Raw genomic sequence first — 15,930 nt, forward strand, 5'->3', positions numbered from 1 at the left:
AGCGGCGTCGCCCGATCAGTCAAGGTTGTCCTCGGTCGCCGCACGGATCTCGTCGACGCTCGCGTTCGTCTTGAACGTCGTCCCGCCGTAGTGGGCCCGCGAGGCCGCGTGGCCCGCCTCGCGTAGATCGGCGAGGAACTCGTCCATCGCGTTGGCGGGGAGCCCCCAGTTCCGGCAGAGTTTGTGCTGGTCGTAGTGGGTCGGCGTGTCGAGTTCGGTTTCGAGGGTCTCGCAAAGCTCCCGGGCCTTCTCTGCGGTGCCGAACGCGTCCGGGAGTTCCCCGCGAACGCGCTCGACGAACGCCGGATCGTGAACCGGACCGAGCCAGATCGGCCCCGCAGCGAGCACGCGGTCGCCCCCGCAGTGGGGACAGGTTTCGATCGGATCGGCGATTAGCCCGGGGTCGTGCTCGCGGTAGAGGCAGTCCTCGCAGTGGTACAGGTGACCCAGTTCGTCGATCGCGGCGTCGGCCGACGTCGCCCGGTGATCGAGTTCGAGGTAGGTCCGGACGTAGTGGCTGGTCGCGTGGGTCAGGATCGGCTCGACGCCGACGTCGAACCGGGCGGCGCTCCGGGCGAGCGCGGAGAGGAGGATCCGGACGCCCATCTCGGGATGGTAGTCCGTGTTCCGCGGCACGGCGGAGTACGAGCGGACCCCGCTGTTGAAGTGGGCCCCACACAGCGGCGCGGTGTCGGTCGCGGTGACACAGACGAGGTCGCGACAGTTCGCGAACGCCGCGTCGGCAAAGGGCATCGGCGTCCCGTAGGGGTCGAGGTCGATCACGTCGAACACCTCGTCGTGCATGAGGCCGTTGACGTTCCGGTGCTCGACGGACGCCGTCTCCCGGAGGCCGTTGCGCGCTACGTTCTCGCTTGCCAGTTCGACGGCCTCCTCGTCGACGTCACAGCAGGTGACGTCCCAGCCGTCGGCCGCGGCACGGACGCCCCGGATACCGCTGGCGGTCATCGCGTCAAGGTAGGACTCGGCCCGGAGCTCCCGATCGCGAAAGGCTCGAAGCGTTGCGATCGTCAGATCGCGATTAAGTTCCTGTCGGGGGTTGTAGAAGACCGACTCCTCGACTCCCTCCGTCTGCTCGCCGGGGACCTCGAGTTCGACCCCACCCTCGGTGACGCGCATACCCCCTCTCGTCGGCGGAGATCGAAAAACGGCGTGGTCTTCGATCGAGACGGACCGAATCGCGCCGCACGATCGCCACAACCAAACCGATTTTACAGTTGGGTGCACAGTTCCGATCGTGTCGGAGGCCACACCCGTCGATCGCTGGCAGGCCGCCCTCGAGGAGGCGGGCGAGTTGACGCCCGAGATCGTCGAGCAGATCACGCATCTGCACGGCGATCGGGGAGCCCGTGCCATCGAGGCCGTGAGCGAAAACCGGGTGAAGGCCTACCGCGATTTCACGATCGTCGTCGGCTACGAAGACGAGTACATCGTCGAGGACGGGGGCTGTACCTGCAAGGACAGCGAGTACAACCTCGATTCGGAGGACCCGACCGACCTCTGCTGGCACGCGATCGCCGTCGCGATCGCCCGCCGGGTCGGCTACGTCGACTACCACGACATGTGGTACTCGGACGTGCGCGAACTCCTTTGAGGGGCGGGACAATCACGGTTGCGGAGAGGGGCAACCACGGTCGAGGAAGGGTGCGATCACGGTCCCTCGCCGCTAGTCGGACTCGTTACAGGCGGCGATGATGACCTCCGGGTCGTCGATCAGCCGGTTTTCCATGTAGTTGCCCTTTCCCCGGCCGGCCCACTTACGTTCCTGGTCGATAATCGAGAGGAACTCGAGTTCCGAGAGGATGTCCCGCACCCGGCGAAGTTTCAGATGCTCCGAACCGTCGCGATCGCAGAGCCGCATGTAGAGATCGTAGGCCTCGTTGGTCGTCACCGGCGCGTTGTCGCCCGCTTTTTGCTGTGTGAGAAGCGCCATCGCCTCGAGGACGAGTTTCGCGTGACTGGGGCTCTTCGAGATCAGTTCGGCCAGCCGGCTGGTCTCCTCGCGTTCGTGGGCCCGATCGACGCAGTCCTCCGTGACCGTCTCGAGGGCGTTCTCCTCGGCGATTTCGCCCGCAAAGCGGAGGATGTCGATCGCCTTCCGCGCGTCGCCGTGTTCCCGGGCGGCCAGCGCGGCCACGCGCGGAACGACACCGTCCTCGAGGACGCCCTCGTGGAACGCGTCCGATCGCGAGCGGAGGATCTCTCGGATCTGTGTGGCGTCGTAGGGCGAGAAGACGTACTCACGCTCACAGAGACTGGACTTGATCCGCTCGTCCAGCGAGTCCTTGTACCGGACCTTGTTCGAGATGCCGATGACGCCGACGGTGCTCGAGGTGAGTTTGCCGGACTCGACGGCCCTCGAGAGTTGCATCAGGATGTCGTCGTCCTCGATCTTGTCGACCTCGTCGAGGATGATGAGGGCGACGTCATAGCGGGTGTCGATGATCCGCCACAGCCGCCGGTAGTACTCGGACGTGCTCAACCCCGAGTGGGGGATCGAGATGTCGGTCTCGGGCTGGTCGTTGAGCTGGTGGCCGGCCGATTGCACGGCCTGCGTTTCGGTCGACTCCTGCAGGCAGTCGACGTAGGCGACGCCGATCGAGACGTCGTTGCCCTCGGCGCGTTCGATCGCCTGGTTCGTGATGAACTTCGAGCACAGCGACTTGCCGGTGCCCGTCTTTCCGTAGACGAGGACGTTGTTCGGGGTGTTGCCCCGAGTGGCGGGTTTGATCGCGTTCGCGAGATTCGTCAGTTCGTCCTCCCGACCGATGATCCGGTCACCGTCCGGGAGGTGCGAGACCTGCAACAGCTCCTTGTTTCGGAAGATTTCGTTCTCACTTCCGAAATAGTCCGTCGAATCCGACATTCAGGTATCGACGACAACTCGCGACGGCTACTTAATCGTTCCGGGCCGGAGTGCCGCTGTATAATCGGGAAATTCTCGTTTTAGGTCCGTTACTTCCAGAAATACACCCCTCGGTTCCGCTGTATTGTCTCGATCGCACCCCTCGGTTCCGCTGTAATGCCGCACCGAGTCGAGCGGCACTCGCTGGGGACCCCGCAGTGCCGCTGTATGGCTGGTGATCCCACACGACGGCCGGAACGCAGTCGAACGAGTGCACAGTCGAACGGGGAGACGATCCACCGAGGGAGTCCTCCGAATCGAACGACCGTCGATAGCACGTGCATTTCGGGCCCGGACACCGGAAGAACGGCCACAGTTCGATTCACGGAACGGGTACCGTAGTTCCGCTGTATCAGGTCAAAAGTGTTACTATAGAATATGAAGCGGTTGGTTTCCACCCCGGAGTGCCGCTGTATTAGGGGTCACACACCCCGTGGTGCCGCTGTAAGGGGGTGGTGGTGTGTGTCGACTCGAAACGGTGGTCGATCGGGGTGCAGCCGGGTCCGTCGCATCGGCACAGAGATCAGGATCGGCGATGCAGTCGGTGCCGAAAGCAGCGGCCACAACCGCTACACCACAGCTACAGCTACGACCGCTACACCACAGCTACAGCTACGACCGCTACACCACAGCTACAGCTACGACCGCTACACCACAGCTACAGCTACGACCGCTACACCACAGCTACAGCTACGACCGCTACACCACAGCTACAGCTACGACCGCTACGCCACAGCCACAGCTACGACCGCTACGCCACAGCCACAGCTACGACCGCTACGCCACAGCCACAGCTACGACCGCTACCCAACACCACCGCACCCAATGGCTACAGCCACCACCTGAAAACGGAAGCCTTCCGCCCAGGACCCGAAAATAGAGGCCTTCAACTCAGGAACAGATGGTGAGGTTCTCCTCGAGCGGCGAAGTCGAGTCCGATCGCGATCGGCCGTTTCTTCGTCCAATCGACTCAATGGAATTTAACACGCCACTAGTATTTAGTATTGGTCATTTCGTGTTCAGTATTGGCTATTTCTGGTGAGTGTCTCCGAGTTGCCAGCGCTTCAGCGATCGGTCTCCGCCCAGGAGTCGGCATCTGACCGGACACTCTGTCTGGCCCCAGCAGTCGGCTTCCGGTCGTTCCCCGGATTAGCGGGATACGGTCCCCGGATTAGCGGGATACGGTCCCCGAATTAGCGGGATAGAAGAACTCTCCCGAACCCATACAGCGGCAACGAGGGGTGTGTCCCCACCCGACCACCTTCAGACGGTCGTCGTCAGATCGGTCGCGTCGATCGCGCCCCGACGCCGTTCAGGGTCCGCGACGGCGTCGTCCGACAGCACCGAGACGTCGTCCGACAGCACCGGGATGACGTCATCGGAGAACAGACCGGACCCTCGAGACACTGGTGCCCACGAAACGCGATCGACGATCGAGTGCCGAAAGACGAACGGTCGCACCGCGGCAACTACTCGCCGGCGCAAATTTCGACGAAGTTCCGCAGAATCTGCAGTCCCGTCTCGCCGCTCTTCTCGGGGTGGAACTGGGTCCCGAAGACGGTACCGTCCTCGCTGGCGACGATCGAGGGGAACTCGATCTCGTAATCGGTGGTCGCGACGGCCGCGGGTTCGTCGTTCGGCACCGCGTAGTAGGAGTGGACGAAGTAGGCGTACTTCCCATCCACGCCCTCGACCAGCGGGTGATCGCGCTCGACGGAGAGTTCGTTCCAGCCCATGTGCGGAACCTTCTGGCCCTCCGCGAAGCGGACGTTGGTGCCGGGGATCAGGTCGAGACCCTGGACTGCGGACTCGCCGTCGGTCTCGCCTTCCTCGCTGGTGGTGAGGAGCATCTGCATCCCGAGACAGATGCCGAAAAGCGGCGTGCCAGCCTCGGCGACCTCGAGGAGGTCCTCGCGGAGCGGGTCGGCGTTCTCGACGCCCTCGCGGAACGCGCCGACGCCGGGGAGGACGACGCCGTCGGCCGCGTGGAAGGCCTCGGGATCGTCGGTGATCTCGACGTCGGCCCCCGCACGCTCCAGTCCGCGGGTGACGCTGCGCAGGTTGCCCAGGCCGTAGTCGACGACGACTACGGAGGCGAGCGACTGTTCCTGTGCGGACGAGACGGTGCTCATACCCGTACTCGGCGTGGCGCGTTGAAGTGTATTGCCTTTCGAGCAATCGGCTGCGGGCGGAGCGATGAACGGAACGAGCGCGATCGGGCGCGAGAGCGCTACGGTGCGAGAGTGTTCAGGCGCGAATGAGATCGAGTACGCGCTCGTAGTGCTCGCCGAACGCCTCGTCGGCGCGCGATCGAGGCCGGGGCAGATCGACCTCGACGATTTCGCGGACGCGACCCGGATCGTCCGCCATCACGACGATTCGGTCCGCGAGTTTCACGGCTTCTTCGACGTCGTGGGTGACGAACAGGACCGTTTTGCCCGTCTGTCCCCAGATATCGAGGAGTTCGGTCTGGAGCATCGCCTTCGTCTGCGCGTCGACGGCACCGAACGGTTCGTCCATCAGGAGGAGCGCGGGATCGACGGCCAGCGCCCGCGCGAGTGCGACGCGTTGTTTCATCCCACCGGAGAGTGCCTTCGGGTAACTGTCCTCGAACCCGCCCAGGCCGACGAGATCGACGAGATGCTGGACGCGCCGATCCCGTTCGTCCGACGAGACGTCCGTCTGCTCGAGTCCGAAGGCGACGTTTCCCCGAACCGTCCGCCACGGGAACAGGTGGTACTCCTGGAACACGATTCCCATGTCGGGGTTCGGATCCCTGACCGGCGTCCCGTCGAGGAAGACGGTCCCCGACGTCGGCGACTCGAGGCCGGCGACGACGCGAAACAGCGTCGTCTTGCCGGAACCGGAGGGACCGACGAGACAGACGAACTCGCCGGGTTCGACCTCGAACGAGACGTCCGCCAGGGCCTGGACCGGTCCCTGTTCGCTCTCGTACCGCTTCCCGACATCGTCGATCCGGACGCGGGACGCCTCGGTGTCGTCTACCGCCACGCCAGAACCCTCCGTTGGGCCGCGCGGAACGCGGTGTCGACGACGAGGAAGACGAGACTCAACACGAGGATGTACGTGATCACCACGTCGACCTGCAGGTTGTTCGACGCACGCAGGATTTCCCGGCCGATCCCGGGAACGCCGAAGATTTCGGCGGCGACGACGAGCATCCACGATCGGCCGATTCCCGTCCGGACGCCGGTCAGGATCTCCGGCGACGCGGCCGGCACGACCACCGATCGGACGAGCGCGAGGTCGCCCTGGACGCCGAGGCTACGCGCGACGTCGAGCAGGTCGTCCGACACCCCCTCGACGGCGCCGTAGGCGGCGTAGAAGTTGATCCAGAACGCGCCGACAGCGATGATGAACGCCGCCCCGGCGTGGTTGATGCCGAACCACGCGATCGCGAAGCCGACCAGCCCGAGCGGCGGCACCGGCCGGAGCACGCGAACGACCGGCGACGAGACGTCGTCGAGGATCGAACTCCACGCCAGTGCGATGCCGACGCCGATCCCGAGGCCCGTCCCGACGACGGCACCCGGGAACCAGTGGCGGACGCTCTGTCCCAGCGCGGCGGTCAGGTCGCCGCTCGCGGCCTCCGCAGCGAACGTCTCGGCGACGGCGATCGGCGACGGCAGGACGTACGACGGCTGGACGAGCGAACCGAGCCACCAGAGCGCGACGAACGCGGCGACACCCCCCGCACCGAACAGGAGGCGCCGGCGGTCGATCGTCACGAACGGTAGCCCGCGCTCCGCGTTCGACCGATCGACGTCCTGCGAAACGTCGGTCTCGTTCGAAACGTCAGTTCCCTGTGTTACGTCAGTTGCCATTGAACGTCACCCTCCGCTGTTGTTGGTCCCCGTATCATGGCTAGCGATCGTCGTAGGGGTCGTAGTCGAAGATACTCTCGATCGACAGTTCCTCGTCGATCTGGCCGTTCTCGTGTGCGAACGACGCGAAGATCTCCGTCCCGTTCTCGATCTCCCGGGGATCGGTGACGAAGTTCGCGAGCGGGCCGTCGAGCGCCTGCTGGGCCTGTTCGGCGGGCATTCCGATCCCCTCCTCGACGATGTCGGCCGTCTCGGCCGGGTTCTCGTGGATGAACTCCGTCGCACGGACGTGTTGATCGAGAAACTGCGAGGCGACCTCGGAGTCGCGCACCTCGTCGGTCATCAGCGTGACGGCGGCGGGCTGTCCGGGCATGATCTCGGCGGACGTCCGGAACGTCTGGATCGGAAGCCCCTCCGTCTCGGCGCGAGTGGGTACCGGTTCCATGATCGAGGTGCCGTCGATTTCGCCGTTCGCGATCGCCTGGAACACCGCGTTCGCGCCACCGATCTCGGTAATCTCGACGGCCTCGTCGGGGTCGACACCGACTTCCTCGCGGAGCCAGTAGCGAAGCAGAACGTCGGGGACCGATCCCTGTGGAAAGGTTCCGAACCGGAACTTCTCCCCGCGCTCGTCTTCCCAGACCTCGAAGGCGTCGGCCCCGTGGTCGTCCCACAGCGTCCGGAACTCCTCGTGGGCCATGATCGCCATCGGCTCCTTGATGTTCGTCGCGGTCACCTGCGCTGGAATCCCGCGATCGATGACGATCATCGCCGGCACGATGCCGAACATCGCGACGTCGATCTCGCCGCCGCCGAACGCCTGGACGATCGCCGGGCCGTCGGTGAACTCCTTGCTGTCGATCTCGGCGTCGAGTTCCGAGAGGTAGCCCTCGGACTCCATCACGAAGTATTGCAGATCGGGAAAGATCGGCATGTGCGCGACCGTGAGTTCGTTCGATCGGCTGGCGAAGCAGCCGGCGACGGCCGCCGTTCCGACAGCGCTCGTTCCCGCGAGATACCCCCGTCGTGAGAGAGAAATCGAGTCGTCAGTCACTACCCTCACTCGGGCCGACGGCTACTTTCCGGGTTTGGTCACGGTAAGTACGACCAGCAGTCACGACGCCGTCGAGACGGTCTCGCTCCCGAAAACGCGGTACCGTCCCGTCCTGCTGGCTCGACGGACGTTCCAGTCGCGTCATACATATCGGCAATAGTTTCCGGGTCGAACCGGGGAACCGGGCCGAGATCCGGGCCGCTCGCGTCCCCGTCGCGCTCAAAACCCGTCGAGTCGGGTCTGTCCGCCCCCGTTGTCGCTGCCGTCGACGCCAGCGAGGTCCGCCGCCCGCTGGAGGGTCGTCGCGAAGGTCTCCTCCTGGCTCCGATCGTACAGCGTCGCCGCCGGGTGGACGCAGATCAACACGCGCCGCGGCGTCCCCTCGATCCGGACGTCGACGACGTCGCCGGCCTCCTTGGTCACCGCGACCGATCGATCGAGCAGGTGTTCGCTGGGTACCTTCCCCAGCGTGACGATCACGTCCGGGTCGAGCAGGTCGATCTCCCGCTCCAGGTACTCCCGGCAGTTCTCGAGTTCCTCGGTCGTCGGGTCGCGGTTCTCGGGCGGCCGACACCGAACGCAGTTCGTGATCCGAACGGTCTCCCGATCGAGGCCGACGGCCCGCAACTGGTCGTCCAGAACGGTGCCGCTCCGGCCGACGAACGGTTCGCCCTGCTCGTCCTCGTTCGCGCCCGGCCCTTCGCCGACGAACAGGACGTCGGCGTCGTCGGGACCGGTGCCGTTGACGATCCGACTCCGGCAGTCGACGAGGTCCGGACACCGGGTGCAGGCGGTAACCCGGAGATCTTCCATCTCTCCCATGGCCGGCAGGACACGCGGCCGCCTCCTACCTCTTTCGAGTCGTAGCAGTCGCGATGCGAGCCACTTCTGACGCGATCGCTGGAGAGTCTGGCAGGTCCGGATGACGTCGATCGAGTTGTACCGAATACAGAGCACAGGCCGTGTTTAGACCCGAAAATTCGAGGGTAACAGGATTCACAGACCGAGAGCACCCGTATCGGTGTTGGATCTGAAATCGCCATCGAGGCACTGGTTTCTACAACTTCGGTTCTACGACCGCTTTATGGATCAATTTCGGTTCTACAACCGCTTTATCGAGGTTGGAGCGACACCATCGCCTCGATCGAGGGTCAAAACTCACGACGAGGTATCGTCTAAAGGATCAGCATCGAGCCACAGCACCCCTCTCACTAGCGTCCAAACGAGATCCAATCGACATATTCGGCAATCGAAGAGCCAACTCTTACTCCCGACTACCCTGTAATAGGTGGATGAGCGTTATCCTCGAATACACAATTGAGAACGAAGAGTTCACGCTCGGGGAAGTACTGTCTGGGCCGCCTCACATGCGAATCGAACTCGAACGGATCGTGCCCACAGGAACCTCCGTCGTGCCCTTCTTGTGGGTAACGGGAGACGATTTCGAGACCTTCGAACAAAAAGTAACTGCGCACGAGTTCGTTGATGATATTCTCGCGCTCGACAAAGTAGAGGATAGCACGCTCTATCGAGTGAGATGGCGCGGGCGACACAACGACCTCATCCAGGGGATCACGGAGGCTGATGGGACGATTTTAGAGGGGTATGCCGATGACAAGTGGTATTTCCGACTCCGATTTCCCGACCACGATGCGCTCTCACGGTTCCACAACTTCTGTACCGACCTCGGAATATCGATTCACATTGTACGAACGTATACGGAAACCGACCGAACTGAGAGCGTCAAGCAGTTCGACCTCTCTCAGGAACAGCGTGAGGCACTCATCGTGGGGCTTCGGATGGGGTACTTCGATACGCCGAGTGAAGCAAACTTGGACGAGCTCGCCGACGAACTGGAGATTTCGCAACAGGCCACCTCTGATCGGATTCGGCGGGGAACGAAACAAGTCCTCACCGAGGCGTTGCTGGCGAGCGCGACAGACTTCGAGTGAGCCTCCGAAACGACTTAAAAGAGCTGATGGGTCTACGATCACCCTTTCTTGAAACGGGGCAGTACATCTTCTAGTGCCAGAATCCCGCTCCAGTTACCCCCTCGAGGCCGAGTCCAGTCGGGAGAGCGTTCCCAATACGAACAGCAACCGGTTTTCGTTATGAACAGCATCATGAGCGAACGCACCATCAATTTCGACGCGGTTCTCGACCTGTGTCGAAATCGACAACGTCGCATCGTCCTTGCGGTCCTCACAGACCAGCAACGGCCGTTAACGCTGAGGGACCTCGTGGAGGTGGTTATCAAACACAATCATCACCTCTCGGCTACAGCGGTTTCTGGAGACGAGTTATCGCAGGTTCGGCTCTCGCTGCATCACGAACATATTCCGACACTGGAAGCGGCGTCGGTTATCGACTACGATCGAGACCGGGGACTGGTGGAACCGACGGAGCGGTTTGACGAATTGCAACCCTCTCTGTCGGCCGTCATCGAAGCCGATCCCAAACTCGAACTACCGGTCGAATTGTGATCTAGATCGTCCTCCTGTGGAACGAGGGCGTTTCTCAGTACGCAACCACAGGTCGCAGGAGTTACTGTGAGCAGGGAGTGCTGTCCGGCCGATCAGGGAGCGGGTCTAGTCACCAAACTGCTCGTCAACGACCTCTGCGATAGCGTCTATGTCCAGTTCGTGGATGGCGATATCCTCCCCGACAGTGTACTCGGATATTTGGCCACACTCGTAGCATTCGAGCACGATATCGGTCTTGTGCGCCATCATCGAGATATCCTCCACTTCATCGCATGACGGACACCGCAACCACTCACTGAACCGGTAGTCCATACACGCAGATACTGACGACCTGTTATGAACATATGGGTAACAGCTATCCACAAACTCGTCGAGATCGAAAACGCCTATCTTGTAAATGAAATCCGCCGTCCGCAACATCGAACGCGCCATCGAGGACTCACACCTGTGAAATCACGCGTTCAAACAAGGCCCAGGGGGTGTATGCAACACGCCAACGGCGCTATTTCGTCCACCTAATCTCGTATTCGAGTTCGTACCGTTGTTCGCCGGTTTCTGAATCCGTGAGTCGTTCGAGTTCGACTTCGAATCGAGGACGTTCCGGCACAGTCACGGTCTGCTCTTCTGCGTCGTTAACTAGCGTGACATCTCCAGATTCGATCTGATCTGCAGTATCGCGTAACGCTTCAGCAATCTCGGTTCTCGGAACCGCTTCCTCGGTTTTGAATAGCTCTTCTTCGGGCATCAGTTCTCACCACACTCTCGACGGCAATATAGCCACATGCGAACCCCAGAACAGAAGAACACGTTTCGATGCTGCATTCGCGCCTTGTATCTCGCAGAGATGCAACGAACGACCGAGCTACTGTCAGAAATGCTCCGTTGAATCCAGAGCACGAATGTAGCACGCGCTGAAAGGCAATCTGTAGAGAACGATGATCGGTCAGCACAGGACAAACGCAGAATTTTTACTGGGAATGTGATAGGTGATCGTCTCCAGTGATACCGGTAGCCGTCCGTTCGTCGGAACGGATCGGCGATCTCACTCCCGATCGGCGGCGTACTCGTCACCGGCCCGTGCCGCCAGCCGAGCGACGCGGAGCGGTTCCGGCCTGCCACCCTCGGGCGTGAACGCCCGCACGATCGCGGCCGCTTCCGCGGCGTCGCAACCGACGTGCCTGACGTAGACGGTCTCGTCGTCGACCGACACCGCGCGGCGATCGGGCAACGATCGGTACAGGTCCAGCCGCTCCCGGAGTTCGGGTCCGGAAAACGCGTCCCTGAGACCAGCCTCGAGGCCGTCGCTCGCCTCGAAGGTCACGGCGAGGACCGGTCGCTGGGCGGCCTCGTGGATCCGCGAAAGATCGAATACGTTGTACCACGCCGGGGCGACGGCGCCGAGCAGGACGTACCGGACGTCCGGTCGACCGAGGTCGTCGACCAACGACTCGACTGCCGTCGTCGCGTCCGTGCCGCCGACGGTACACGCCGCGTACCCCAGCCCATCGACGACGCGATCGCGACGGACGACGGCACCCGCGAACGTGCTTCGATCGGCACTCGCGTCGTCACCGCGAAACGATTCGGCGACGCCCAGCGCCCGTACCCCGGGCTTCATCCGGTCTCAACCGTCGTCTTTGATCTCCTTGAGCCGATCGAGGAGTTCGTCGCTCGAGGCACCGTTCTCGAACTCGATCGAGCCGTCGTGACTGTTCTCCGAGGATTGTACCGCGTCGTCGTCGTCAAAATCAGCGTCGACCTCCTGTTGCTCGGATTCGTCGTAGCTCCCGAATCCCATACGGGTGGTACTTGGGGCTTGCGATAGAAAAATCTCGTGGTTGCGCGTTGCCGACAGTTTTCGCTTTCACTGATACGTCTACGACAGAACCTTACGACTTCGAGACCGTATAATACCATCAGAATTCCCATATACCGACTCGATCCCGGTCGACCGCCCCTGTCGATCGGACGGTACCGTTTTGCCGACGGCTCACGACGGAGCGCGTATGGAGGTCCATCACGTCACCGAGGACGCGGAGACGTTCACCTGTAACGCCTTCCTGGTCGTGGGCGATCGAACGACGCTCGTAGACGCCGGCGCGTGGGACGGAGTCGTCGACGAGATTCACAGCCACACCGACGACGTGGACGACGTGGTGATGACCCACCAGCACGGCGACCACGTCGCACAGCTCGAGGCCGTGGCCGAGACGTTCGACCCGGACGTCTACGCCTACGCTGACCACCCGACGCGAACCCAGGCGATCGACGACGGGGACACTGTCCCGATCGGCGACGAGGAGTTCGACGTGGTGTACACGCCGGGTCACGCGGACGATCACGTCTCCTTCGTCTCCGAGACGACGCTGTTCTCCGGCGACGTGGTCGTCCACGACGACGGCGCCTTCGACTACGGCAGCTTCGGCCGGACGGACATGGCCGGCCAGTCCCGCGAGCGACTCATCGAGAGCGTCGAGGACCTGCTCGATCGCCTGCCTGACGGGGTCGAACACATGTACGCCGGCCACGGCGGCGTCTTCCACGGCGACGTTCGCGACGTGGTCGAGACGGCGCTGGAGCGAGCGGAGAAGCGCGAACCGAAGTATCCGGACGAGTAGCTGAGGGAGGCTGAAGACGAGCGTGCGCGGAACGGTTCGGACGACATCACCGAACCGGACGTTCGTCGCGAAACGTCACGAGACGGCCGTTCGTCGGCAAACCATCGAGAGAAGAAACGGCAGGCGGTTCGAATCGGGGCGGTCCCGATTATGCGGCGCGGGGTTCCTTCGCCTTGGGGCGGAGGTTCCCGTAGCCGCACTTCCGGCAGTTGTCGGCTCGCTTTGGGTTGCGAGCGTTACAGCGCATGCAGATCATCTTCTCGAGGGAGCGCTTTTCGGCAGCGTCGAACTTGGGCATACCCCTCGGTTGGCCCGTGGCACATATAACCGCTGTGGTCCGCCGTCGCCCGCGAGTCGCGTCCACCGTCGCGCCCGCGAGTCACTCGTCCGCGAGATAGTCCTCCTGGACGGCGACGACCTCGCTCGAGTCCGCACACTCACTGTAGCGACGGAGCGGTTCCTCGTTGAGCGTCAGAAAGGTCTCGCCCCAGCGGAACGGTTCGAGCAGTTCTTCGGCCCGATCGCGCTCGCCGAAGATACAGCACGCGGCGGCGAGCGCTTCGACCGTCGTCAGCCGGAACGGGCGGCCGTAGTTGACGGGGTTCGCGGCGACGAGGAAGGGGAGCGCCCGGTGGATGCCGTTCATCCGGAAGGCGGCTTCGCCCGCGGACTCCCACGAACAGTCCAGCGCGACCAGCGTGCCGAGCCCCTCCTCGGCGTCGGCCGGCGAGAGCGCCTGTTCGGCGTGGGGGTTGAGGACGACGCCGTAGGGAACCTGGCCCATAGACCGGTGGAGGATCGCCTCGTCGAACCGCTCGAGGCGGCGGGCGGTGCACTTGTCGGGATCGTCGTCGCCCTCGTAGTAGACGTGACACTCCACACCGGGACTACGATCGGGGACGGAAAAAGACAGTCGATCCAATCACCCCTCGGAATCGAACCGGTCACTCCACGCAGTCGATCCAATCACCCCTCGGAATCGAACCGGTCACTCCACGCAGTCGATCCAATCACCCCTCGGAATCGAACCGGTCACTCCACGCAGTCGATCCAATCACCCCTCGGAATCGAACCGGTCACCCTTCGTGGATCGTCTCCCCGCGGTTGAGCCGCTGGGCGATCGTGAACGTCTGGTCCGCCTCGCGACGCGTCGGGAAGTGGGCGGCCATGTAGCGGGCGGTCGCGATCAGCGGCACGCGGCGGCGACGCTCGTGTTCGATCTGCGTGTCCTCGCCGGTGGATACCGACGATTCAGCCAGCTCGAACTGCCGGAACGCCGCCTCGACGTTCTGGAGCGTGTGGAAGCCGGCGTCCTCGCGCAGGAGACCGCGACCGAGCGTGCGCTTCAGGGCCGCGGGATCGCCGCCACAGTCGAGGAACTCGGCCACGAGTCGGCCCGCTTCGTTCACCGCGCCCTCCCTGTCGAACGTCTCGAGGAGGGTCTCGAGCACCGCGTCGGGATCGCGATCGCTCTCGTGCTCGCCGGGGTCGGGGATCGGCGCTGGCGGCGTGTTGAGGAACCGATCGAGGTAGACGTTGAGGGCCGCGTCGAAGACGCCACGGTAGCACTCGATCGCGTCGGTTCGGCGGGCGAAGCCGTGAACCGCGTTCGCGTAGGTGAACGTGTGATGGACGGTGTCCCAGTCGGAGAACTCGTTCGCCGTCCCGAACTGGGCGACGCGGGTCGCGGCGGCATGGGCCACCTCGCCGGCGAGGGCCTCGGTCGTCGCCCCCGATCGGATCGCGCCCGCGAGCGCGTCGACGATCGCCTCGGGGTCGTCGCCGAGCAAGGTTGCCTGGAAATCTTCCGGCGGCGTCCACGCCGTCTCGTCCCTCGGCTCCGCTCCCTCCGCCACGAGGTCCGCGAGGCCGCTCGTCTCGGTGACGTCGCCGCCGTAGACGTCCTCGAGCAGGGCGACGAGATCGATCGGCTGTCGCCACGCGGACTGCTCGTCGCTCCGGGTCGCCGTGACCAGGGGTTCGACCAGTGCCGCCAGGGTGTCGTCGGCGGTTGCCCAGCCCACGTGGTCGAGGCTCTCGAGGGCCGTGTTCGCGAAGTCGAGCACGTGCCCGGTCGAGAGATACGGGTGGTCGGTCGCCGCGGCGACGAGCAGGTCCGCAATCTCGGCCTCCGAGTAGCCCGACGCGACGGCGGTGCGAAGACAGCGTTCGGCACCGTCGGCGTCGCGAACCTCGACGCAGTCGCGGAACCACGACTTCAGCCGATCGAAGTCGACCTCGCTCGTCGAGAACGACGGCTGGTCGAAGTGCGGCGGTTCACTGGCGCAGTCGTCGGCGACGTGGCGAACGCCGGTGTACAGCGCCCGCTTTCGATCCTCGGGATCGAGATCCGCCATCACGTTCGCCAGGCAGCCGAGGATTGTCAGCCCGCGGCCCCAGCCCGAATCGCGATACCGGGTGCCGAATTCGAGCGTCACCGCCATCGGCTCCCGGTAGTCGACGCCGGCGTCGAGCAGGCCGATCGACGACTTCGCGGCGACGAGGCGGAGGTTCTCCTCGAGACCGGTCTCGAGGCGATCGGTCCAGTGCTCGGCTGGCGGCCGGTCGCGCGCCGGGTTCGGGTTCACGTAAACGACGCCGTCGCGGATCTCGGTCGGGTACGTCCGGACGTCGTCGGCCCAGGGGTCGAACGTATCGCCACAGGAGAGTTCGAATCGCGCGTGGTGCCAGTGACAGGTGAGGATTCCCTCGTCGACGGTCCCCTCCGAGAGGGGAAACCCCATGTGCGGGCACCGGTTGTCGACGACCCGGACCTCACCCTCGTGGTAGAAGGCGGCCAGCGGCGTCCCGTCGATCGAAACCTGCGTGCGGCCAGCCGCCTCGAGATCCGAAAGCGGTGCGAGTTCGTGGAAATCGTCCGTCGTCGCCATGTGCCAGTTGTCGGCACAGACCGGTGTAAACGTTCGCTGAACCAGGATTATGTAACGTATCGTATGATTCCGGCCGATCGAGTGACGGCGACGCTCCGTACCGCGCTCGCGATCAC

General features: G+C 63.7%; 19 protein-coding genes. 4 read left to right on the plus strand and 15 right to left on the minus strand.

The window, feature by feature from the left end; genetic code table 11:
* Positions 1-15: 15 nt before the first annotated feature.
* Positions 16-1,137 carry a tRNA (guanine(26)-N(2))-dimethyltransferase gene (locus tag MUN73_RS10910; RefSeq protein ID WP_250140494.1) on the minus strand — a complete coding sequence of 374 codons (1,122 nt, stop codon included), beginning with the start codon at positions 1,135-1,137 and terminating at the stop codon, positions 16-18.
* A 118-nt stretch (positions 1,138-1,255) separates the two neighbouring features.
* On the opposite strand from MUN73_RS10910, the gene MUN73_RS10915 reads away from it, so the two are divergent.
* Positions 1,256-1,612 carry a hypothetical protein gene (locus MUN73_RS10915; protein ID WP_250140495.1) on the plus strand — a complete coding sequence of 119 codons (357 nt, stop codon included), beginning with the start codon at positions 1,256-1,258 and terminating at the stop codon, positions 1,610-1,612.
* A gap of 72 nt (positions 1,613-1,684) precedes the next feature.
* Here MUN73_RS10915 and MUN73_RS10920 read toward each other — a convergent pair whose 3' ends face one another.
* The 7 genes from MUN73_RS10920 to MUN73_RS10950 all read right to left on the minus strand — a co-directional run bounded on the left by MUN73_RS10920 (position 1,685) and on the right by MUN73_RS10950 (position 8,644).
* Positions 1,685-2,884 carry a Cdc6/Cdc18 family protein gene (locus MUN73_RS10920; protein ID WP_250140496.1) on the minus strand — a complete coding sequence of 400 codons (1,200 nt, stop codon included), beginning with the start codon at positions 2,882-2,884 and terminating at the stop codon, positions 1,685-1,687.
* 1,302 nt (positions 2,885-4,186) lie between these two features.
* Complete coding sequence (locus tag MUN73_RS10925) at positions 4,187-4,330, minus strand: hypothetical protein (RefSeq protein WP_250140497.1); 144 nt, start codon at positions 4,328-4,330, stop codon at positions 4,187-4,189.
* A 62-nt stretch (positions 4,331-4,392) separates the two neighbouring features.
* Complete coding sequence (hisH, locus tag MUN73_RS10930) at positions 4,393-5,055, minus strand: imidazole glycerol phosphate synthase subunit HisH (protein WP_250140498.1); 663 nt, start codon at positions 5,053-5,055, stop codon at positions 4,393-4,395.
* A 115-nt stretch (positions 5,056-5,170) separates the two neighbouring features.
* Positions 5,171-5,935, minus strand: coding sequence for an ABC transporter ATP-binding protein (locus tag MUN73_RS10935; protein WP_250140499.1), 765 nt, complete (start codon positions 5,933-5,935; stop codon positions 5,171-5,173).
* The gene (locus MUN73_RS10940) at positions 5,926-6,768 is read right to left on the minus strand and encodes an ABC transporter permease (protein ID WP_250140500.1); all 843 of its coding nucleotides are present in this window, start codon (positions 6,766-6,768) and stop codon (positions 5,926-5,928) included. The genes MUN73_RS10935 and MUN73_RS10940 overlap by 10 nt, the downstream gene beginning before the upstream one ends.
* A gap of 40 nt (positions 6,769-6,808) precedes the next feature.
* Complete coding sequence (locus tag MUN73_RS10945; protein ID WP_250140501.1) at positions 6,809-7,822, minus strand: ABC transporter substrate-binding protein; 1,014 nt, start codon at positions 7,820-7,822, stop codon at positions 6,809-6,811.
* Positions 7,823-8,041: 219 nt separating this feature from the next.
* Positions 8,042-8,644, minus strand: coding sequence for a uracil-DNA glycosylase (locus MUN73_RS10950; RefSeq protein WP_250140502.1), 603 nt, complete (start codon positions 8,642-8,644; stop codon positions 8,042-8,044).
* Between the two features lie 470 nt (positions 8,645-9,114).
* On the opposite strand from MUN73_RS10950, the gene MUN73_RS10955 reads away from it, so the two are divergent.
* On the plus strand, positions 9,115-9,774 hold the full coding sequence (locus MUN73_RS10955; RefSeq protein ID WP_250140503.1) for a helix-turn-helix domain-containing protein: 660 nt from the start codon (positions 9,115-9,117) through the stop codon (positions 9,772-9,774).
* Between the two features lie 171 nt (positions 9,775-9,945).
* Entirely contained in the window at positions 9,946-10,305 is a 360-nt protein-coding gene (locus MUN73_RS10960; RefSeq protein WP_250140504.1) for a DUF7344 domain-containing protein, read from the plus strand.
* Positions 10,306-10,410: 105 nt separating this feature from the next.
* On the opposite strand, the gene MUN73_RS10965 is transcribed toward MUN73_RS10960, so the two are convergent.
* The 4 genes from MUN73_RS10965 to MUN73_RS10980 form a co-directional block, all read right to left on the minus strand.
* Positions 10,411-10,617 carry a hypothetical protein gene (locus MUN73_RS10965; protein ID WP_250140505.1) on the minus strand — a complete coding sequence of 69 codons (207 nt, stop codon included), beginning with the start codon at positions 10,615-10,617 and terminating at the stop codon, positions 10,411-10,413.
* Positions 10,618-10,807: 190 nt separating this feature from the next.
* Positions 10,808-11,050, minus strand: a complete 243-nt coding sequence (locus MUN73_RS10970) for an amphi-Trp domain-containing protein (protein WP_250140506.1) — start codon at positions 11,048-11,050, stop codon at positions 10,808-10,810.
* 297 nt (positions 11,051-11,347) lie between these two features.
* On the minus strand, positions 11,348-11,923 hold the full coding sequence (locus MUN73_RS10975) for an endonuclease dU (RefSeq protein ID WP_250140507.1): 576 nt from the start codon (positions 11,921-11,923) through the stop codon (positions 11,348-11,350).
* Between the two features lie 6 nt (positions 11,924-11,929).
* Entirely contained in the window at positions 11,930-12,103 is a 174-nt protein-coding gene (locus tag MUN73_RS10980; RefSeq protein WP_250140508.1) for a DUF5786 family protein, read from the minus strand.
* Between the two features lie 208 nt (positions 12,104-12,311).
* On the opposite strand from MUN73_RS10980, the gene MUN73_RS10985 reads away from it, so the two are divergent.
* Positions 12,312-12,923, plus strand: coding sequence for an MBL fold metallo-hydrolase (locus tag MUN73_RS10985; protein WP_250140509.1), 612 nt, complete (start codon positions 12,312-12,314; stop codon positions 12,921-12,923).
* Between the two features lie 148 nt (positions 12,924-13,071).
* Here the strand turns inward: MUN73_RS10985 and MUN73_RS10990 are convergent, their stop codons facing one another.
* The 3 genes from MUN73_RS10990 to MUN73_RS11000 form a co-directional block, all read right to left on the minus strand.
* Positions 13,072-13,221 carry a 50S ribosomal protein L40e gene (locus MUN73_RS10990; protein ID WP_250140510.1) on the minus strand — a complete coding sequence of 50 codons (150 nt, stop codon included), beginning with the start codon at positions 13,219-13,221 and terminating at the stop codon, positions 13,072-13,074.
* Between the two features lie 81 nt (positions 13,222-13,302).
* A complete protein-coding gene (locus MUN73_RS10995) occupies positions 13,303-13,803 on the minus strand; it encodes a DUF367 family protein (protein WP_250140511.1) in 501 nt (166 codons plus the stop codon).
* A 196-nt stretch (positions 13,804-13,999) separates the two neighbouring features.
* A complete protein-coding gene (locus MUN73_RS11000; protein WP_250140512.1) occupies positions 14,000-15,814 on the minus strand; it encodes a Rieske (2Fe-2S) protein in 1,815 nt (604 codons plus the stop codon).
* Positions 15,815-15,930: the final 116 nt, after the last annotated feature.

This window comes from Halosolutus amylolyticus, assembly GCF_023566055.1.
GTDB classification, from domain to species: Archaea; Halobacteriota; Halobacteria; order Halobacteriales; family Natrialbaceae; genus Halosolutus; species Halosolutus amylolyticus.